This is a genomic window from Cellulophaga tyrosinoxydans (assembly GCF_900176415.1).
Classification (GTDB): domain Bacteria; phylum Bacteroidota; class Bacteroidia; order Flavobacteriales; family Flavobacteriaceae; genus Cellulophaga; species Cellulophaga tyrosinoxydans.
In genome coordinates, this window is the sequence record NZ_FWXO01000001.1 from 184477 (window position 1) to 202730 (window position 18254).

At 32.9% G+C, this 18254-nt stretch carries 20 protein-coding genes; 5 read left to right on the plus strand and 15 right to left on the minus strand.

Annotated elements, in window-relative coordinates; all coding sequences use genetic code 11:
• Nucleotides 1-3: 3 nt before the first annotated feature.
• Nucleotides 4-339 (minus strand): gliding motility protein GldC, encoded by a 336-nt coding sequence (gldC, locus tag B8963_RS00875; protein WP_084059424.1) that lies wholly within the window; start codon nucleotides 337-339, stop codon nucleotides 4-6.
• Nucleotides 339-1307, minus strand: coding sequence for a gliding motility lipoprotein GldB (gene gldB, locus B8963_RS00880; RefSeq protein ID WP_084060679.1), 969 nt, complete (start codon nucleotides 1305-1307; stop codon nucleotides 339-341). Before gldB ends, gldC begins: the two co-directional genes overlap by 1 nt.
• Before the next feature lie 92 nt (nucleotides 1308-1399).
• Between gldB and nadE the strand changes: the two genes are divergently transcribed.
• Complete coding sequence (gene nadE / locus B8963_RS00885; RefSeq protein WP_084059425.1) at nucleotides 1400-2188, plus strand: NAD(+) synthase; 789 nt, start codon at nucleotides 1400-1402, stop codon at nucleotides 2186-2188.
• 172 nt (nucleotides 2189-2360) lie between these two features.
• Nucleotides 2361-2990: a response regulator gene (locus tag B8963_RS00890; RefSeq protein ID WP_084059426.1), complete on the plus strand. Its 630-nt coding sequence runs from the start codon at nucleotides 2361-2363 to the stop codon at nucleotides 2988-2990.
• Nucleotides 2991-3037: 47 nt separating this feature from the next.
• On the opposite strand, the gene dnaG is transcribed toward B8963_RS00890, so the two are convergent.
• The gene (gene dnaG, locus B8963_RS00895) at nucleotides 3038-5023 is read right to left on the minus strand and encodes a DNA primase (RefSeq protein WP_084059427.1); all 1986 of its coding nucleotides are present in this window, start codon (nucleotides 5021-5023) and stop codon (nucleotides 3038-3040) included.
• Nucleotides 5024-5205: 182 nt separating this feature from the next.
• On the opposite strand from dnaG, the gene B8963_RS00900 reads away from it, so the two are divergent.
• Both B8963_RS00900 and B8963_RS00905 read left to right on the plus strand, forming a co-directional pair.
• Nucleotides 5206-5631 (plus strand): hypothetical protein, encoded by a 426-nt coding sequence (locus B8963_RS00900; protein ID WP_084059428.1) that lies wholly within the window; start codon nucleotides 5206-5208, stop codon nucleotides 5629-5631.
• A 27-nt stretch (nucleotides 5632-5658) separates the two neighbouring features.
• Nucleotides 5659-6264 carry an SIMPL domain-containing protein gene (locus B8963_RS00905; RefSeq protein ID WP_084059429.1) on the plus strand — a complete coding sequence of 202 codons (606 nt, stop codon included), beginning with the start codon at nucleotides 5659-5661 and terminating at the stop codon, nucleotides 6262-6264.
• Between the two features lie 138 nt (nucleotides 6265-6402).
• On the opposite strand, the gene B8963_RS00910 is transcribed toward B8963_RS00905, so the two are convergent.
• The 10 genes from B8963_RS00910 to rsgA all read right to left on the minus strand — a co-directional run bounded on the left by B8963_RS00910 (nucleotide 6403) and on the right by rsgA (nucleotide 15675).
• A complete protein-coding gene (locus B8963_RS00910) occupies nucleotides 6403-7485 on the minus strand; it encodes a hypothetical protein (protein ID WP_084059430.1) in 1083 nt (360 codons plus the stop codon).
• Nucleotides 7486-7595: 110 nt separating this feature from the next.
• On the minus strand, nucleotides 7596-8345 hold the full coding sequence (locus tag B8963_RS00915) for a hypothetical protein (protein ID WP_084059431.1): 750 nt from the start codon (nucleotides 8343-8345) through the stop codon (nucleotides 7596-7598).
• Nucleotides 8332-8895, minus strand: a complete 564-nt coding sequence (locus B8963_RS00920) for an RNA polymerase sigma factor (protein WP_084059432.1) — start codon at nucleotides 8893-8895, stop codon at nucleotides 8332-8334. The genes B8963_RS00915 and B8963_RS00920 overlap by 14 nt, the downstream gene beginning before the upstream one ends.
• A gap of 183 nt (nucleotides 8896-9078) precedes the next feature.
• Entirely contained in the window at nucleotides 9079-10056 is a 978-nt protein-coding gene (locus B8963_RS00925; RefSeq protein ID WP_084059433.1) for a polyprenyl synthetase family protein, read from the minus strand.
• Nucleotides 10057-10254: 198 nt separating this feature from the next.
• Nucleotides 10255-11298, minus strand: a complete 1044-nt coding sequence (rlmN, locus tag B8963_RS00930; RefSeq protein ID WP_084059434.1) for a dual-specificity RNA methyltransferase RlmN — start codon at nucleotides 11296-11298, stop codon at nucleotides 10255-10257.
• Nucleotides 11299-11400: 102 nt separating this feature from the next.
• Nucleotides 11401-12450 carry a tRNA preQ1(34) S-adenosylmethionine ribosyltransferase-isomerase QueA gene (queA, locus tag B8963_RS00935; RefSeq protein WP_084059435.1) on the minus strand — a complete coding sequence of 350 codons (1050 nt, stop codon included), beginning with the start codon at nucleotides 12448-12450 and terminating at the stop codon, nucleotides 11401-11403.
• A 204-nt stretch (nucleotides 12451-12654) separates the two neighbouring features.
• On the minus strand, nucleotides 12655-13878 hold the full coding sequence (locus tag B8963_RS00940; protein ID WP_084059436.1) for a 3-phosphoshikimate 1-carboxyvinyltransferase: 1224 nt from the start codon (nucleotides 13876-13878) through the stop codon (nucleotides 12655-12657).
• Nucleotides 13879-13932: 54 nt separating this feature from the next.
• Nucleotides 13933-14259, minus strand: a complete 327-nt coding sequence (locus tag B8963_RS00945; protein ID WP_084060680.1) for a nucleotide pyrophosphohydrolase — start codon at nucleotides 14257-14259, stop codon at nucleotides 13933-13935.
• Between the two features lie 13 nt (nucleotides 14260-14272).
• On the minus strand, nucleotides 14273-14725 hold the full coding sequence (gene dtd, locus B8963_RS00950) for a D-aminoacyl-tRNA deacylase (RefSeq protein ID WP_084059437.1): 453 nt from the start codon (nucleotides 14723-14725) through the stop codon (nucleotides 14273-14275).
• Complete coding sequence (gene rsgA / locus B8963_RS00955) at nucleotides 14722-15675, minus strand: ribosome small subunit-dependent GTPase A (RefSeq protein WP_084059438.1); 954 nt, start codon at nucleotides 15673-15675, stop codon at nucleotides 14722-14724. Before rsgA ends, dtd begins: the two co-directional genes overlap by 4 nt.
• A gap of 191 nt (nucleotides 15676-15866) precedes the next feature.
• On the opposite strand from rsgA, the gene B8963_RS00960 reads away from it, so the two are divergent.
• Nucleotides 15867-16304 (plus strand): hypothetical protein, encoded by a 438-nt coding sequence (locus B8963_RS00960; protein WP_084059439.1) that lies wholly within the window; start codon nucleotides 15867-15869, stop codon nucleotides 16302-16304.
• Nucleotides 16305-16378: 74 nt separating this feature from the next.
• Here the strand turns inward: B8963_RS00960 and B8963_RS00965 are convergent, their stop codons facing one another.
• Both B8963_RS00965 and B8963_RS00970 read right to left on the minus strand, forming a co-directional pair.
• Entirely contained in the window at nucleotides 16379-17053 is a 675-nt protein-coding gene (locus B8963_RS00965) for a head GIN domain-containing protein (RefSeq protein WP_084059440.1), read from the minus strand.
• A gap of 116 nt (nucleotides 17054-17169) precedes the next feature.
• Nucleotides 17170-18252, minus strand: a complete 1083-nt coding sequence (locus B8963_RS00970) for a bifunctional 3-deoxy-7-phosphoheptulonate synthase/chorismate mutase type II (RefSeq protein WP_084059441.1) — start codon at nucleotides 18250-18252, stop codon at nucleotides 17170-17172.
• Between the last annotated feature and the right edge of the window lie 2 nt (nucleotides 18253-18254).

The following is an 18254-nucleotide window of genomic DNA, read 5'->3' on the forward strand; positions in this document are numbered from 1 at the left end:
GTCCTATTTTTTCAACTCCAATTTTTCAGCAAAATAATCACAGAAATCTTTCATAGTAGCAGTCATTTTCTCATCTTGAGTAGCCTTCATAAAAGTATCAGACAATGAAACTAGGGTTTGATGAAAAAATATTTTCATTTCATCTACAGGCATATCTTTTGTCCAAAGATCTATCTTTAATGATTCTTGATTTTTACTATCCCAAACAGACAATAACATTGCTTTTGCCTCTTCATTATTTATGCCACCATCTTGAGCAGACCAATTTAATTTTTCAGGAACTCTATTATCATCTAAACCAACTCTTAGGGTTATTTCTGATGTATGTAATTTTGCCATTACTTTTTAGGTTTGTAATTAGATTTTTTGAATATTTCATCTGCTGGTATGGTTAACATTTGTTGCAAAGTCACTTCGTTGTTTTCCATAAATGCACGAACTATTTGCCAGCCAATGTATCTACCTATTCTTCCTGGAGATTCGCTATCTATTAATTCTAGTTGAAATTTAGAGAAAGGAGCCGGCTCTAAAAAGCGTAGTTGCAATTGCTTATCGGTACTATACAACAATTCTCTTTCTACATAATATCGCCATATTTGCTCTTCATTAACTTTCGCCCATTCTAATTGCTCAGGTGCGTAAACAATTCTTTGAGCTTCTGATTGAAAAGGTATTAGTTTGTCTTTTAAATACAATTCTTTTCCATAATAAACCATTTGATCCAAAAAGGTTCTACCTCTTTCTCTTGGAACAATTTGTCCACAAAATTCACTCGCTACATCACTAACTAAAAATTGCTTATCTAGTCCAGTGGCTATATAGTTTTGGAATCCAGCATAAAATTTATGCTCTTTTCCTAGGTAATTATCAAGACCTATCAATAATATAGAATCCGCAAATATTACTCTGCTATTATAAGCCACATCTGATGTTAAAGTAATTACCTTAGGCTCTTTAAATTTTGGGTAGTAATATTTTATATGTCTAAATAATTCTTCTAATTCCTCTGTCTCTGCATTAAAATCTGGAAAGGCCTTCTGTACTTCTTCATTTAATTCTTGCTGAATAGTATCTTGAGTTTTCGCAATCCATACACTATCTGTGTATTGCTCTGGAAATAAATAAGGATACTCCTTTTTAATGGCACTCAAGTTTTCAGCATTAGTTTTCGCAAATTCCTGATCAAACCTTGCCACTTGAATATTTACTGCAATTTTATTAATTTCTTTAGCCGTTTTATCTTCTTCTGCACAATTATAAAAAAACAGTTGAAAAACTAGTAAGAGAATAAAAATTATCTTCTTCATATAAAGTATTTGCTTTTTAGTTTTAATTATTAATACGTAGGCTTTATTTTTACGGAGCAAAGTTAATTGTTTTCAACTTAAAAAATACCTCTATGCAAACCGAAAAAGTAATAAATCATATTGTCACCTGGTTAAATGATTATGCCACCAATGCCAAAATGAAAGGATTTGTAATTGGCATCTCTGGCGGTATTGATTCTGCTATCACTTCTACCCTATGTGCTAAAACTGGTTTGGAATTACTTTGTTTAGAAATGCCAATACACCAAGCTGAAAATCAAGTTGGAAGAGCATCGAGGCATATTGATTGGTTGCAAAAAAATTTTAAAAATGTAAAAAGACTACAAGTTAACCTTACACCTGTTTTTGATAGTTTAATAAACGAATTGCCTAAGGTCGAAAATGAAGAAGATAGATTTATGTCTTTAGCAAACACAAGAGCAAGACTTAGAATGACCAGTTTATACTATTTTGCTGCTTTAGAACGTTATTTAGTTGCAGGCACAGGGAATAAAGTAGAAGATTTTGGTGTAGGATTTTACACTAAATATGGTGATGGCGGCGTAGATTTAAGCCCGATTGCAGATTTACTAAAAACTGAGGTTTGGGAAATTGCTAGAACTTTAGGAGTAAACGAAGAAATAATTAATGCCGCGCCTACAGATGGTCTATGGGGTGATGATAGAACCGATGAAGATCAGATTGGAGCATCTTACCCAGAACTGGAGTGGGCAATGGCGATGGTAGAAAAAGGCAAAACAATTGAAGACTTTACCGGTAGAGAAAAAGAGGTTTTTACTATCTACAAAAAGTTTAATTCTGCGAACAAACATAAGATGGTTCCCATCCCTGTTTGTACGATTCCTACCAATCTAAAGTAACCACTCACCTTATAATCAAGTGAGTAAAACGAAAAAAAGTCTTAAAATATGGTGGATTTGTAAAAAAAACTCAAATTTACACCTGAAATAAGATAAATTAACTTTACATTGCATGTCAGAATTTATTGGCAATTTATTTATAGTTAATTTCAAATCGAGAAAATAAAAAACCATGATTAAAGTATTAATTGCAGATAACCATCCTGTAGTAAGAACTGGAATAAAGTTTGTTTTAGATACAGCTTCAGATTTTGATGTTATCGCAGATGTATCAACAACAACTGAATTATTTAAGAAATTAGAAACTTTACGACCAGATGTAGTAATGTTAGAGATGGATATTCCTGAAATTAACGGAATCGCTACATTAAGAAAAGTAAAGGCAGAGTTTCCAGATGTAAAAGTGCTTATTTATAGTGGGCAATCTGAAGATGTTTATGCACTTAGCACCATAAGAGCTGGGGCATATGGTTACTTGTCTAAAACAGCAGATTTAGATTATATCATTTCTGCGGTTAGAAAAGTAAGTAAAGGGGACATGTTCATTACTAATGAACTTGCGCAAAGACTTGCATTTGACGAAGGAACTAAAAAACCAAGAAGATTTTTCAGAAAACTTTCTACAAGAGAAGTAGAAGTTTTAAAAATGTTAGCAAGTGGTAAACGTAATAAAGACGTTGCTATTGGCTTAAACTTAAACGAAAAAACTGTAAGTACCTACAAAGCACGATTAATGCGTAAACTTAACGTAGATAATCTTGTGGATTTATTACAACAAGCTAAAGCGTTAGAATTATATTAATTCCTAACTATTATTACAAAGAAAAGCCTAGCATTGCTAGGCTTTTTTTATGATAAAACTCTATTTAATTTTTGATTTAGTAATTTATTTAATTGAATATAGTTCATAATCTCTTCCAGAATTTCTCGATTATCTTTTTCAATATCAGTGGTTTCACTTTGCAATGTGTTTATTCTTCTCTTCACTAAAAAACAGCGTAAGGTTAAAATAGTTTCACTAGCAAGTTGTGCTATGCCTTTATCTTTCGCTTTTGGATAAATATCTTTTCTTCCCCAATCGTGTAATATATATTTTTCTTCCTCCATTAAAATAGAAGAAATCTCAGAAACCATATCTTGTTCCAAAGGCGCTATAAAACTATTTATGGTGAAATTTTCATTTTCATTGAGCTCCTGAATCAGTTTTTTATAAATGCTTTTAAAGTTTTCATTACTTAACTCTATTTCATCCTCTTGTAAGTCTAAGAATATTTTTTCATACACTTTAGCATCTAAAAACTCAGGCTCTAGCACTAGCTCTCCTTTATCATTCTCCTTTAATAGTAAATCTTCAAATCGTTGCGATGAATTACCATAAAGCAATAATATCTCAATGATCTTTCGCTCAAGTTCATATTGCACATCGACCTTTGTAATAGTAGTTTCATTCTTCACCACATTAAAAGCCTGATCCTTGCGCTCTTCTTTTAATTTTTTATTTGCATCGGCTTCGTCTTTTTTACCTATTTGAGCCAGTGTATTAAACAGAACAGCCTCCGAAATATTCATAATCTGAGCACATTCCTGAATATAAATTTCTTTCTGAATTCGGTCAGGAATTTTGGCAATACTATTTACGATATCCCGAACGGTTTCAGCTCTTTTAATTGGATCGTTAGCCGCTTGCTTCATTAATAATGAAGCTTTGAATTGTATAAAATCTTTCGAGTTCTCTTTTAAAAATAACTGAACATCTTCTAAACTATTATTTTTAGCAAAACTGTCTGGGTCTTCCCCTTCTGGAAAAGAACAAACTTTTACATTCATTCCTTGTTCCAATATCAAGTCTATACCCCGTAATGACGCTCTTAAACCCGCAGCATCACCATCAAACAGAACAGTAATATTTTTTGTAAGTCTATTTACAAGTCTAATTTGTTCTGGGGTTAGCGCCGTTCCGCTTGAAGCTACCACATTTTCAATACCTCTTTGGTGAAACTGAATAACATCTGTATACCCTTCAACTAGGTAACAGTTGTCTTCTTTTGCAATGGCTTGTTTAGCATGGTAAATACCGTAAAGCACTTTACTTTTATGATAAATATCGCTTTCTGGTGAATTGAGATATTTGGCTGCTTTTTTATCGTTGGTCAAAATTCGTCCTCCAAATCCTAACACCCTACCACTTAAAGATTGTATAGGAAACATGACGCGGGCTTTAAACCGGTCGAACATTTTGGTATTGGCAGCATTAGAAGCATCCTCTTTTACTATAGTTAGCCCTGTTGCTTCTAAATATTTAAGCTGATATCCCTTTTCTATTGCCGCATTTGTAAAAGAGCCCCAGTTATCTAAACAATAACCAAGAGAAAACTTCTTTATAGTTTCATCTGTGAATCCGCGCTCTTTAAAATAGCTCAAGCCAATGGCTTTACCCAATTCTGTATCCCATAGTATTTCAGAAAAGTATTTTTGAGCGTATTCAGAAACCAGATACATACTCTCACGTTCATTAGCCTGTTCCTTTTGCTCGCTACTTTGTTCGGTTTCTTCAACCTCTATATTATATTTTTTAGCTAGGTATTTAATGGCCTCAGGATAGGTAAAATGTTCATGCTCCATTAAAAAGGCGACAACATTACCTCCTTTACCACTACTAAAATCTTTCCAGATTTGTTTTACTGGACTCACCATAAAACTCGGGGAACGTTCATCGGTAAACGGACTCAAACCTTTAAAGTTAGAACCAGATTTTTTTAATTGTACAAAATCACCAATTACCTCCTCTAAACGGGCAGTTTCATAAACTTGATCTATGGTTGTTTTTGATATCAATTTTTACAATTTTAACATATTAGCTCGCGACTAATAACGTGTAAATATAATTATAAAAATAAACCTATCACTGTTTACAGGGAGCGCATTTTCGCTATCAAAAGGGTAAAACACACCCTCTTTTTTCTCAAACTTTGTCATCAAATTAAAAACAAATAATTAATCATTAAAAACTAAAAATTATGATCTGGGGAATTACACTCGTTTTATTAAGCATTATTGCAGTACCATCATTAATCTTATCAAAAAAGCCTAACGCTAAAGAACTTTTAGAAAAAATAGAACCTTACCAAGGTTGGATTGGAATAGTGTTCTGCTTTTGGGGTGTTTGGGGAATAATCACTGCTATATTAAATATTGGATGGTTAACCTCTGCTCCTATCTGGTGGATTACCTTTTTAGCTGGCAATATAGTTTCTGCAGCTTTAGGTTTTATGTTAGGATTTGGGCTTATCAACAAATTCTTTCTTTCTAAAAATGACAACGCAAAAGAAAAAGCAGAATCTCTACGTGCTAAAATAGCCCCAAAACAAGGAAAACTAGGTGTTGTTGGGATATTTGTAGGTATTTGGATGATTGTAGCATCTTTTATCTTCACAATTGCGTAAATAAACTAAACCATAAAATTTATAACCATGAAAAAAACAGCGATAAGTATAATACTCATTTTTATTACAATGACCACATTTGCTCAAAACATTCCGAATAGCATTACCGTAAATGGCGAACATGAATATGTAATTAAACCAGAATTTGAAGCTAAAATGATCTTAAGCCTAGCTAATGTTTATTATGATGCTCCTGGAATGACACTACCTGATTTAAAATCTACCTACTTAAATAATTTAGAAAAGGCTGGTATAAGTAAAAGTTCTATTTCCGAAGATGAACTTGCCTATGCAATTATGGGCTACGATAAAGAAGGAACGGTAATTAAGCTAAAAACAAAGTCCACTGAAGAAATGAAAAAATTCTTAAATGTAAGAGGTTTAGGCGTAACAAAATCTGATGCTAACTTAAGTTATGTTTTATCAAATGAAGAAATGGCTAACTACACCAAACTAGCCTACGAAGATGCTAAAGCAAAAGCAACGGCAATGGCCGAAAAAATAGGCAGAAAAGTTGGCAAAGCGCTATACATTACTAATTCAAACTCCAATGAAACGGTAGAGTCTATTTATTACGCAACAGAAATTAATAATAGAAAATACAATATTTCTGTTTCTTTTGAACTTTTATAATATTTAGTTGGTTGTTTAAGAAGAAGACCTTGCTCTATAATTTGTATCACTAATGTTCTTAGTTAATTTAAAGCAAGGCGCTTCTTCTATCAACTAAAAAGCAAAAAAAGACCGAGAAAATTCTCGGTCTTTTTCATACTAATCCAAATCAAACCGTAGTCCGAGTGAAACATTGTGTTGCTCCACTAGGGCATCTTTAAAAAGTGGGTTTAAATCGTATTTAACATAAAGCTGTGTTCCTCCAAAACCCATATAGGCACTTATTCCATAAATTAAATTTGGTGAATTATATCCGCGCTTTAATTTGTCTTTTACATTTTCACCATCTATTTCATATTTTAATTTTTGGCGTGTGCCTAAATTAAATCCACCATATCCTCCAATACCAAATCTAAAATTTCTGTCTAGACTATAGCGAATTGTAGTTTCTGTTTTTTTCACATTAGAAGATCCAAATTCTAAATGCACAGGAAAAACTAAATTATCCATTCGTAATTTAGATTTATCCAAATCGTAATCAAATTCTTGTAACTCCGTTTGCCCCGCGTTATTTACAAAATACTGATTATCCTTTGGTTTTAACCCATTAAATTGAAACGAAAAACCATAGTTTACTCTCAAGAAATTAGAATTCTTAAATACACGTGTACGCCATTGCCAACCTATTTCGAAAAAACGACTTCCTCCAATTTTATATGGAGAATCATCTATACTTTCACCATCTATAAGTGCATTATTTAAACCTATCGCCAAAACAAGATCTGAATAAGTACGGCGGTCGTATTGTACTTTATAGTTCTTGGTATCACTATCTATTCGAATACCAAATAATCTGCTGTTTTTATCTCCCTTACCGCCCCAATTAATCTCTATTTGACTAACCTGATTCGTAGTATCCAAAACTAAAACATCTCCATTATTTCGTTCATGTAATGCAATTTCATTGTCAATAATACTCAGTCTATTTTCAATATTTAATGCCCTTTTCTTTGCAGCATTTTCTTTAAGTTGTTGCGCTTCAGTTTCACTAATCTCCTTAGCCTCCAATCGCCTATTAATGGCTTCTATTTCTACTTTAAGCGCATCTTTCTCTTGCACTGTAATTTCAGATTTTAGCGCTTTAAGTTTCTCCACTTTGCTTAGGTGTTTATCCTGCCCGATAGCATTTACAGTAACTAAACTAAAACAGAATAAAGCTATGTATGTAAATTTTATTTTCATTTGATTTTATTTTTTCGATTATTAATTGATGAATAAACTCCTCCCTGTTCCCTTTTCAAATACAGCTGATATCGAAAAAGAAAAGTATGGTTTGTAAAATATTAATTGTGTTAATTATTTCGATCAGCCACCGCTGTTCTAACTTTGAAAAAGCCGTTTTTTAAAGTGTTAAACAACTGATCCCTAAAAGATTTATCTAATTCATTTTCAGCTTCGTTTAAAAGTGCCATTGCATCTACGGCATTCTTCTGCTTAAAAATGCGCTGTTCCAATATTTCGTTTTGCGCTTTGATAAGAAGTGCATCTATTTCAGCATCAGTAATTGAAGTTTTATTTTTAATTTCTAAGGAATCTACTTGAGCAATTAACTCGTGTATTTTGTTATTAATTAAATCCTCATTACTCAACGCAATATTGTCGAAAGTTTTAAGTTTTTCATTATCATTTAAATTAGCAACGTAATCCAAACTCTTGTCAGCACCTTTATTAGGCTGCAAACTTTCTTCCACGCTAACAGGATTTTCCTCCATTTCTACCAACTTAGTCGTAGTCTCAATTATCGCATCTTCCACAATAATGGCAGGTGTAATAAGCTTTTCGATAGGTTTTTCTGTAGTAGGCTTATCCACGATACTATTTTCAACATCTAATGCCTCCTTTTGTCCAAAAAACAAAAATAATGACGCCATTAACAAGCCTAATACACAGGCAGCTATTGCATACCAAACAAAGCCCTTTTTATTTCCTTGATTGGTATTATCTATAGAACTTGCAATACTTTCCCAAGCCCTAACAGAGGGTTTAATTTCCCTTTTATCTAATTTTTCTTTTATATGCTCTTCAAACTTAATTGGTGCCATATCCTATAATTTTTTGTTCCTTTAATTGCTCTTGAAGCATTCTTCTAGCCTTGAATAATTGCGATTTTGATGTACTTTCTGTAATCTGTAACAACTCTGCTATTTCACTATGTTTATAGCCTTCCACAGCATAGAGCACAAATACCATTTTATACCCTTCTGGAAGCTTATCTATAAGCATCTGAATTTGTTCAACATCAATATCTGAGCTCACTGAAATATGATTTTGAGTATTACGCTCATAAATATCATCATCAAAAACTACAAACTGTTTTTTACGGAGGTAGGTGATAGATTCTCTAATCATAATCCTCCTAATCCAACCTTCAAAACTACCCTCGAATTTAAAAGTGTCTAAATATTTAAAAACTTTCACGAAACCAATTACCATTACATCTTCAGCAAATTCTAAATCCTTGATGTATTGCCTACAAACACTTAACATTTTCGGCGCATGTTTTTCATACAAATGCCTTTGTGCCTGCGGATTACCAGCAATAGCCTTTTTTATTAAAAGCCTTTCATTTGTATAAAAAGAAATTATTTTCAATTTACTTTGGTTTTGGTTTCTATAAAGGTAGACGCATCTATTTTTACATTGGTTGCCTAAGAGGGCATTTATTTTTTAGAAACTTTATTCTTTATCCCAATCAATAATTGCAAATATCTGATTTTCAGATGTATAATATAAATTAAAAAATAGAAATAAATCTCCCTCTAGTAATTCAGAATATTACTTTTTGCGCTCTACAACGTAGTTTACCATTAGCACTAGGGACTTTTTATATGGAGAATCAGGATAATTTTCAAGAAGAGCAAGCGCCTGATCTTTAAAAGAAAGCATTTTATGAACCGCATATTCTAGCCCACCGCGTTCTTTAACAAAAGCAATCACTTCTTTTACACGCTTTTTATCAGTATTATAGTTTTTAATGGAGTTTATTAACCAGCGTTTTTCTTCTTTAGAACAGGTGTTTAAAACATGAATTAAAGGCAGTGTCATTTTTTGCTCCTTAATATCTATACCAGTTGGCTTGCCAATCGCCTCTTCACCATAATCAAATAAATCATCTTTAATTTGAAAAGCCATTCCACAATATTCACCAAATTTTCTAAATACCTCAACCTCTTCTGAATCTGGCTTTACCGAACATGCGCCTAGACTACAACATGCGGCAATTAATGTTGCTGTTTTTTGGCGGATAATATCATAATATACCTCTTCTGTAATATCAAGCCTTCTTGCTTTTTCTATTTGAAGCAGCTCCCCTTCACTCATCTCACGAACAGCTACAGATATTATTTTGAGCAAATCAAAATCGCCATTATCAATAGAAAGTAAGAGTCCTTTTGACAAAAGATAATCGCCCACCAAAACGGCAATTTTATTCTTCCAAAGTGCGTTTATAGAGAAAAAACCACGCCGCTTATTACTCTCGTCGACCACATCATCATGAACTAGAGTAGCCGTATGAATAAGTTCAATAACTGAGGCTCCTCGATAGGTACGTTCATTAACTTCCCCATTATTAATTAATTTAGAGGTTAAAAAAACAAACATCGGGCGCATTTGTTTTCCTTTTCTATTTACAATATAATGGGTAATTCTATTTAAAAGTGCAACTTTTGAACTCATGGATTCATAGAACTTTTTTTCAAAAAGCTCCATTTCAAGAATAATCGGTTCTTTTATTTGGTCAACGATTTTCACAAATACTAATCCTGAAGTTATGAGTTCTATTAGTTAGTTTGTAAAATTAGATAAAAAATGCCAGTAGGCTAATTCACAACCGCTTTAATTTAATTAGAATTTGACTTTTTGTAGGATTACCTTAACTTCTAAGCCAACACTTTTAAAAATTCTAAATGATTATATGAAAAAGGGATGCTATTTTAGCATCCCTTTTTTTTATGATTTGTTTGCCAACTGACCGCAGGCAGCATCAATATCTTTTCCTCTTGATCTTCTTACGGTAACAGCGATGTTATTACTTTCTAAAGTGTTTACATACATATCTATAGCAGTATTTGAAGCTTGCTGAAATTCCCCGTCATCTATAGGATTGTATTCTATTAAATTGACTTTAGAAGGCGCAAATTTGCAAAATTCCACTAAGGCATCTACATCTTTCTGAGTATCGTTAATGCCTTTCCAAACCACATACTCATAGGTAATTCTACTTTTAGTTTTAGCATACCAATACTGTAAAGATTGCCTTAAATCGGTTAATGTAAAATTAGCATTAAAAGGCATGATTGAAGTTCGGATTTCGTCTATTGCAGAATGCAAAGAAACAGCGAGTTTAAACTTCACCTCATCGTCGGCCATTTTGCGAATCATTTTTGGCACACCAGAAGTGGACACAACAATACGCTTTGGAGACATCCCTAAACCTTCAGGAGAAGTAATTTTATCTATTGCAGCTAATACATTATTGTAATTCATTAGAGGCTCTCCCATGCCCATAAAAACAATATTACTCAAAGGTCTATTAAAGTATAATCTACTTTCATTATCAATTGCAACCACTTGATCATAAATCTCATCAGGATTTAGATTACGCATACGCTTTAAGCGAGCAGTAGCACAAAATTTACAATCCAAACTACAACCTACTTGACTTGAAACGCATGCAGTAGTTCTTGTTTTAGTTGGTATTAAAACAGATTCTACCACTAAATCATCATGCAAACGAACTGCATTTTTAATAGTACCGTCATTACTGCGTTGCATGACATCTACCTTAATGTGGTTAATTACAAAGTTAGCGGTTAACATATCTCGTGTTTCTTTAGATATGTTAGTCATGGCTTCAAACGTGTGAGCAGATTTTTGCCAAAGCCATTCATAGACTTGATTACCTCTAAAAGCTTTGTCTCCGTTTTGAACGAAAAAATCTCTTAGTTGCTCTTTGGTAAGTGCTCGAATGTCTTTTTTTTTAAGTATATCCACGTATTAAAAATAGTTTTAAAAGCCACCAATTAAAAATAAATCCCGCTAAGTCTATTTTAGGTTTAGAACTAAAGCGGGATTTTATAATGAATAAAAGGTTTCTTAAATAATTAGCATTGCATCACCATAAGAATAAAACTTATACCCTTCTAAAATTGCTTCTTTGTAAGCTTTTTTCATTAGATCATGGCCCATAAAAGCAGATACCATCATCAATAAAGTTGACTTAGGTAAATGAAAATTAGTAACCATACAATTTGCAATACTAAAATCATAAGGAGGGAAAATAAATTTGTTTGTCCATCCTTCAAAAGTATTCAACGTTTGTTGTGAAGAAACTCCACTTTCAAGACCTCTCATGGCCGTAGTACCTACAGCACAAATTCTTTTCTTATTCTTCTTAGCATTATTAACTATTTCCGTAGTTTTCTCGTCAATAATTAACTCTTCACTATCCATCTTATGCTTAGACAAATCCTCTACCTCAACCGGATTAAAAGTTCCTAAACCAACATGTAGTGTTAATTCTGCAAAGTCAACACCTTTAATTTCTAAACGCTTTAATAAGTGCTTAGAAAAGTGTAACCCAGCTGTTGGAGCTGCTACAGCACCTTCGTGTTTTGCATATATAGTTTGATATCTTTCAGCATCCTCTGGTTCTGTATCTCTTTTAATATATTTTGGTAATGGAGTATCCCCTAATTCTTTTAGTTTTCTTCTAAAATCTGTATACGAACCATCATATAAAAAACGCAAAGTTCTACCTCTTGATGTGGTATTATCGATAACCTCTGCTACCAAAGTATCATCGTCTCCAAAATACAATTTGTTACCAATACGTATTTTACGTGCTGGATCTACTAAAACATCCCAAAGACGTTGTTCTTCGTTTAACTCTCGTAATAAAAATACCTCAATACGCGCTCCGGTCTTTTCTTTGTTACCATAAAGTCGTGCAGGAAATACTTTTGTATTATTCAATACCATGACATCACCTTCATCAAAATAATTGATAAGATCTTTAAACATTTTATGTTCAATTTTACCTGTCTCCCTGTGAACTACCATTAGCCTTGATTCATCCCTGTTTTCTGCAGGATATTCAGCTAATAATTCTTCTGGAAGCTCAAAATTAAATCCGGATAATTTCATGTATCGTTTTTTTGTTATTGTTATTGCGGCTGCAAAGATACAACCCTCAATAGGGCGTTGTCAAGTAAAACACCTTTTATATTTTTGAAGTTGTCCTTTAGAGCACTAAGGACTAGGCTCTAGCAAGACTTTAAAAGCCTATTTGTAATTGTATATGGTATGTTTGTATATTTAATATGAAGTATACGGCTGCAATTTAATGTATTACACCACCCCAATACCTATTGTTTTCATATCTGTCCAAAAATCTGGATATGATTTTGAAACCACCTCTGCATCATTTATAATTAGAGAAGTTTTAAAAGCGAGAGGTGCAAAAGCCATTGCCATTCTATGATCATTGTAAGTATCAATAGCAATATCCTTATTTATAGCCATTGTTGGCGCTATGGTCAACGTTTTATCTGTAACAGAAATTGCAGCTCCTAGTTTTGTTAGCTCTGTATTTAAAGCTTCTAGCCGATCTGTCTCTTTAATTTTTAAAGTATGAAGTCCTGTTAAATAACAACCCATACCCAACCCAAAACAGGTTACGGCAATAGTTTGAGCTATATCCGGAGCATTAGCCAAATCCCAAACTAGTTTATTTAATTTCGGAGTGCTTATTTTCTTTAAAACAACTTTATTTTCATTAAATATAGTTTCTACTCCAAAAGACTTATAAATCTCTGACAACACACTGTCGCCCTGTAAGCTATTCTCTTTATAGGATGATAAGATAATTTGCGAACCTAAATCTGCCAATGCGATACTACTGTAAAAATAAGAAGCAGAACTCCAATCAGATTCGACAACCAGTGTATTTGCTTTTACATCTTTTTTAGGATAAACCTTTATGGTATTCCCTTCAAAAGTGTTTTCAATCTGTAATTGTGATAGTAATGCCAGTGTCATTTTAATATAAGGCACAGATGTAATCTTTCCTACCAATTCCAATTCCAAACCATTTTCTAAACTTGATGCATTTAAAAGCAAAGCAGAAATATATTGGCTACTGATGTCTGCGGGAAGTGAAACCTTGCTTTGGGTAATTTTTTTTCCTGTTATTTTTAGTGGCGGAAAGCCTTCATTGTTAACATAGGTGATTTCGGCACCTAAGCTTCTTAAGGCCTCTACCAAAACTCCAATAGGGCGCTCGGTCATTCTTTGAGAACCTGTTAAAACTACTTCTTTACCTTCTTGGGTCGCAAAGTATGCAGTTAAAAATCGCATTGCCGTACCGGCATGGTGAATGTCCACCACGCCATTGGAAATCTTCAACCCCTTTTCCATTACTTGTGCATCATCAGAGTTTGAAGTATTTTCAATACTTACATTTGGATAGAGCGCTTTTAGCAATAAAATTCTGTTAGACTCGCTTTTAGAACCAGTGATTCTAATTGTTGAATTTATATGATTACTGACAGGTTGCGATAAGTGTAGTTTCAATGATGTCTGATTTAAAAATGTTGGTCTTCAAAAAAATAAGCAACAAATATAATGCTATTCAAGCTTTTTATTGTTGTGATGCCTATCATGATCCCGTTTTGTTTTTAAATCTAACTTTTTATTAAAAGCTTGTTGTAAATCTATACCAGTTTGGTTTGCCAAACAAAGCACCACAAACACCACATCTGCTAGTTCTTCGCCAAGATCTTTATGTTTATCAGATTCCTTTTCACTTTGCTCACCATACCTACGCGCAATAATACGAGCAACTTCTCCCACTTCTTCTGTTAACTGAGCCATGTTAGTTAGCTCGTTAAAATAGCGGACTCCATGTTCCTTAATCCAATTATCTACTGCTTTTTGTGCATTGGCAATGTCCATAGTTTTATTTATTTTATTCTCGGTTCTTTGTATCAATAACAATAGTTACTGGACCATCATTTAAAAGGCTAACTTTCATATCGGCTCCAAACACACCCGTTGCTACCTTTTTGGCTAAATCGCTCTCTAATTGCATAATAAACTTTTCGTAAAGAGGAATTGCAATATCTGGTTTTGCGGCTTTAATATAGGATGGCCTATTCCCTTTTTTAGTTGACGCGTGTAAAGTAAACTGACTTACAACTATAATATCTCCGTTGATATCTAAGATAGAATTATTCATAACCCCTTCTGCATCAGAAAAAATGCGAAGATTCACTACTTTTCTAGACAACCATTCAATATCTTCTTGGGTATCTGCTTCTTCTATTCCTAATAAAATAAGGTAGCCAGTTTTTATTTCAGAAATTAACTTAAAATCAACTTCCACACTCGCACTAGAAACTCTTTGTATTACTGCTCTCACTTTTTTTCTCCGTAAATATCTGTCCTGTAATTTTCCTCTTCTCCTGTAATCATTTGTACATAGCTGCGGTATCTACTCCATGCAATTTCATCTTTATCAAGCGCTTCTTTAATAGCGCATTTAGGCTCTTCTATATGTAGACAATTATTGAATTTACAGTTTTGCTTAAGTTTAAAAAATTCAGGAAAATTACTTCCTATTTCTTCCTTCTCCATATCCACAATACCAAAACCTTTAATACCGGGTGTATCTATTATCTTAGCGCCAAAATCTAAATCGTACATTTCAGCGAAAGTGGTTGTATGCTGACCCTGGGCATGCTGTTCCGAAATTACTTTAGTTTTTAACTGTAGTTTGGGTTCTATAGCATTAACTAAAGTAGATTTTCCCACACCCGAATGCCCGGAAAACATACTTGTTTTCCCTTTCATCATATCTTTTACCATTTCTACATTCTTACCCGTTGTAGATGATATTCCAATACAGGTATACCCAATACTTCTATATAATGCTGCTAGATATTTTATCTCTCCTAACTCTTCATCATTATACGTATCTATTTTATTAAAAAGTAGAATAGCTGGTATATGATACGCCTCCGACGTCACTAAAAAACGATCAATAAAACTTGTGGAAGTAGGCGGATTATTTAAGGTAACCATTAGAAAAACCTGATCTAAATTGGTTGCGATAATATGAGTTTGCTTTGAAAGGTTAACAGATTTACGAATTATATAATTTTTTCTTTCAGATATTTCTTTGATGATACCTATTGTTTCATCGCCAATCTTTTCAATATCAAAAATAACCGCATCACCGACTGCAATTGGATTGGTACTTTTAATTCCTTTAATTCTAAATTTACCTTTTATTCTGCATTCGTAAAAACTACCATCACTGGCTTTAACTGAGTACCAACTTCCTGTAGATTTATAAACGATTCCTTTCATTAAAATACTTTTCCAATTATATTTTACAAAATAACAACATTTCTATCTAACTGCTGCTGTTTATAGGATACTGCTTTTCAATTAAAAAAAGACAATTACCAGAAAACCAGTAGTTCTTATTCTTAAAAATGAGTTTATCTTTAAGCTTTATTTAAAATAAACATAATCCATTTTTAAAACCATTTTTTACTATGAAAAAAGTATTATTTATTATTTGTCTATTTGTTGCCGCAAGCATTGAAGTTAATGCACAACAGTTTAAAGTAATTACTAGCGTAGAATCTATAGTTTCAAGTGGGTTAGGCCGTTCTAGAATTATAAGTGCCAATGAAGACAAAGATTACAAGGAATACACTACCACTCAAACCGAAGATGATAACAGTAGAAATAAATCGGATAGAGGAGAAATAAGAGTAAAAGATTTTGACGAAACAAAACTTTTAAATTTTTACAATATAGCCGGTATTCGTTTTCAAAACATTGCAGCGAATGATGCTTTAATTACCTCTAAAATAAATGGCATGATTGAAGAAGGTTGGGAATTAGCCTTTGTAACAAGTGCTGTTGAAAGCTCAACTAAAGGAGATCCAGGTATTTTTATTACGCGCTATATTTTTAAGAAAAAATAGTAGTCCATAAGTAATAAAAAAAAAGGATCTAATTCAAATACTTGAATTAGATCCTTTTTTTTATGCCCATATCATTACTCCATTATGCGCACAGTACCCCCAGCAAATGTATTTTTATTAACATGCTCTGGGTTTCCATGTACTTCAACATCTCCGCCGGCTCTAATATTTATATCAACTCTGTCTGAAGCATATACTTCTGCTTCTCCAGCAGCTGTTATTTTTACTTTAGTCGTTTCTGTTCTTAACTCTCTACCTTCAAAAATTCCACCTGTATTTAACACAATTTCTTGGTTCTTTGCTACACCAGAGGCGTCAATTATTCCTCCTGTAACTGCTCTAACCCTTAAATAATCTACAGATAATCCTACTTTAATCTGAGCGCCTTCTTGGGTTTTAAGTTCTATTGTATTTTGTTCTATAGTCTCATTAGAAGTAATTCTGGCACCTTCATTACCATCAATCAAATCTAAACTTGTATAGTATACTTCGACAAAAGTATCTTCTCCATGAAAAATTTTATCCAATTCCATTTTAATTTTTAAGACGCCATTTTTATTTACTAAGTTAATATCGTCTACATTTTGACCTTTAATCAGCACCTTATTTTCATCCGACTTTATAAGATTTACTTCGATTAAATCATACACTTTTACTTCATGAAAGGAACCCATTTCTCTTTCTACAATTCTCTGGGCAAAAGCATTAAATCCAATTAAAATAATAAAAACGGTAAGTATCTTTTTCATAATATGTTATTTTCGATTTGTATAAAGACAATAGGTTTAATTATTTGTTACAGTTTACTAATAAAAAAACCCGTTTAAAAAAAACGGGTTGAATACTATGTCTACTAATTAATTGTTTATGAATTAATTATTTTCTCTTGATGATTAATAGATTCTTGGTGAATTGCTTTAAACATTTTAAGAATAAACTCTTCACTTAAACCTTTATATTCTCCTTCTAAAATCATAGCTCCAAGAATTTGGTTCCATCTATTAGACTGTAATACAGCAACGTTTTTTTGCTTTTTCAATGCGCCAATTCCATCAGAAATTTTCATTCTTTTTCCTAATGTTTCGATTAATTGACTATCTATAACATCAATCTGAGCTCTTAAATTACTTAACTCACTGTTATAAGCAGCCTCTGGATCTGATTCTTTTCTAATTTTCAAATCTCTCATGATCTGTATTAATTTTTCTGGGGTAACTTGCTGAGCAGCATCACTCCAAGCATTATCTGGATCAAAATGTGTTTCAATCATTAATCCATCAAAATTTAAATCAAGAGCCGTTTGCGAAACATCAAAAATCATATCTCTATTACCTGTAATATGCGATGGATCGTTAATTAATGGTAAATCTGGAAATTTATTTTGAAACTCAATTGCTAACTGCCATTCTGGGATATTTCTATACTTACTTTTCTCGTAGGTAGAGAAACCTCTGTGAATTGCTCCTAAGTTTTTAACTCCGGCAGTTTTTAATCTTTCAATACCACCTAACCAAAGAGCTAAATCTGGGTTTACTGGATTTTTTACTAAAACTATCTTATCTGTTTCCCCTAAAGCATCTGCAATTTCTTGCATGATAAATGGGCTTACAGTTGATCGTGCACCAATCCACAATAAATCTACATCATGCTCAATCGCCAACTTTACATGCGCAGCATTCGCTACTTCTGTACAAGTTTTCATACCTGTTTCTGCTTTTACTTTTTGCAACCACTTTAACCCAAGCGCTCCAACGCCTTCAAACATTCCAGGACGAGTTCTTGGTTTCCAAATACCTGCGCGGTAGTAATTTACATCTGTATCTTTTAATTGATGTGCAATTTTTAATACTTGCTCCTCTGTTTCCGCACTACATGGCCCTGCTATTACTAGTGGATGATCTAGTTTCATATCGTCCAACCATGTTCTCATTTGCTTTGAATTTTCCATCT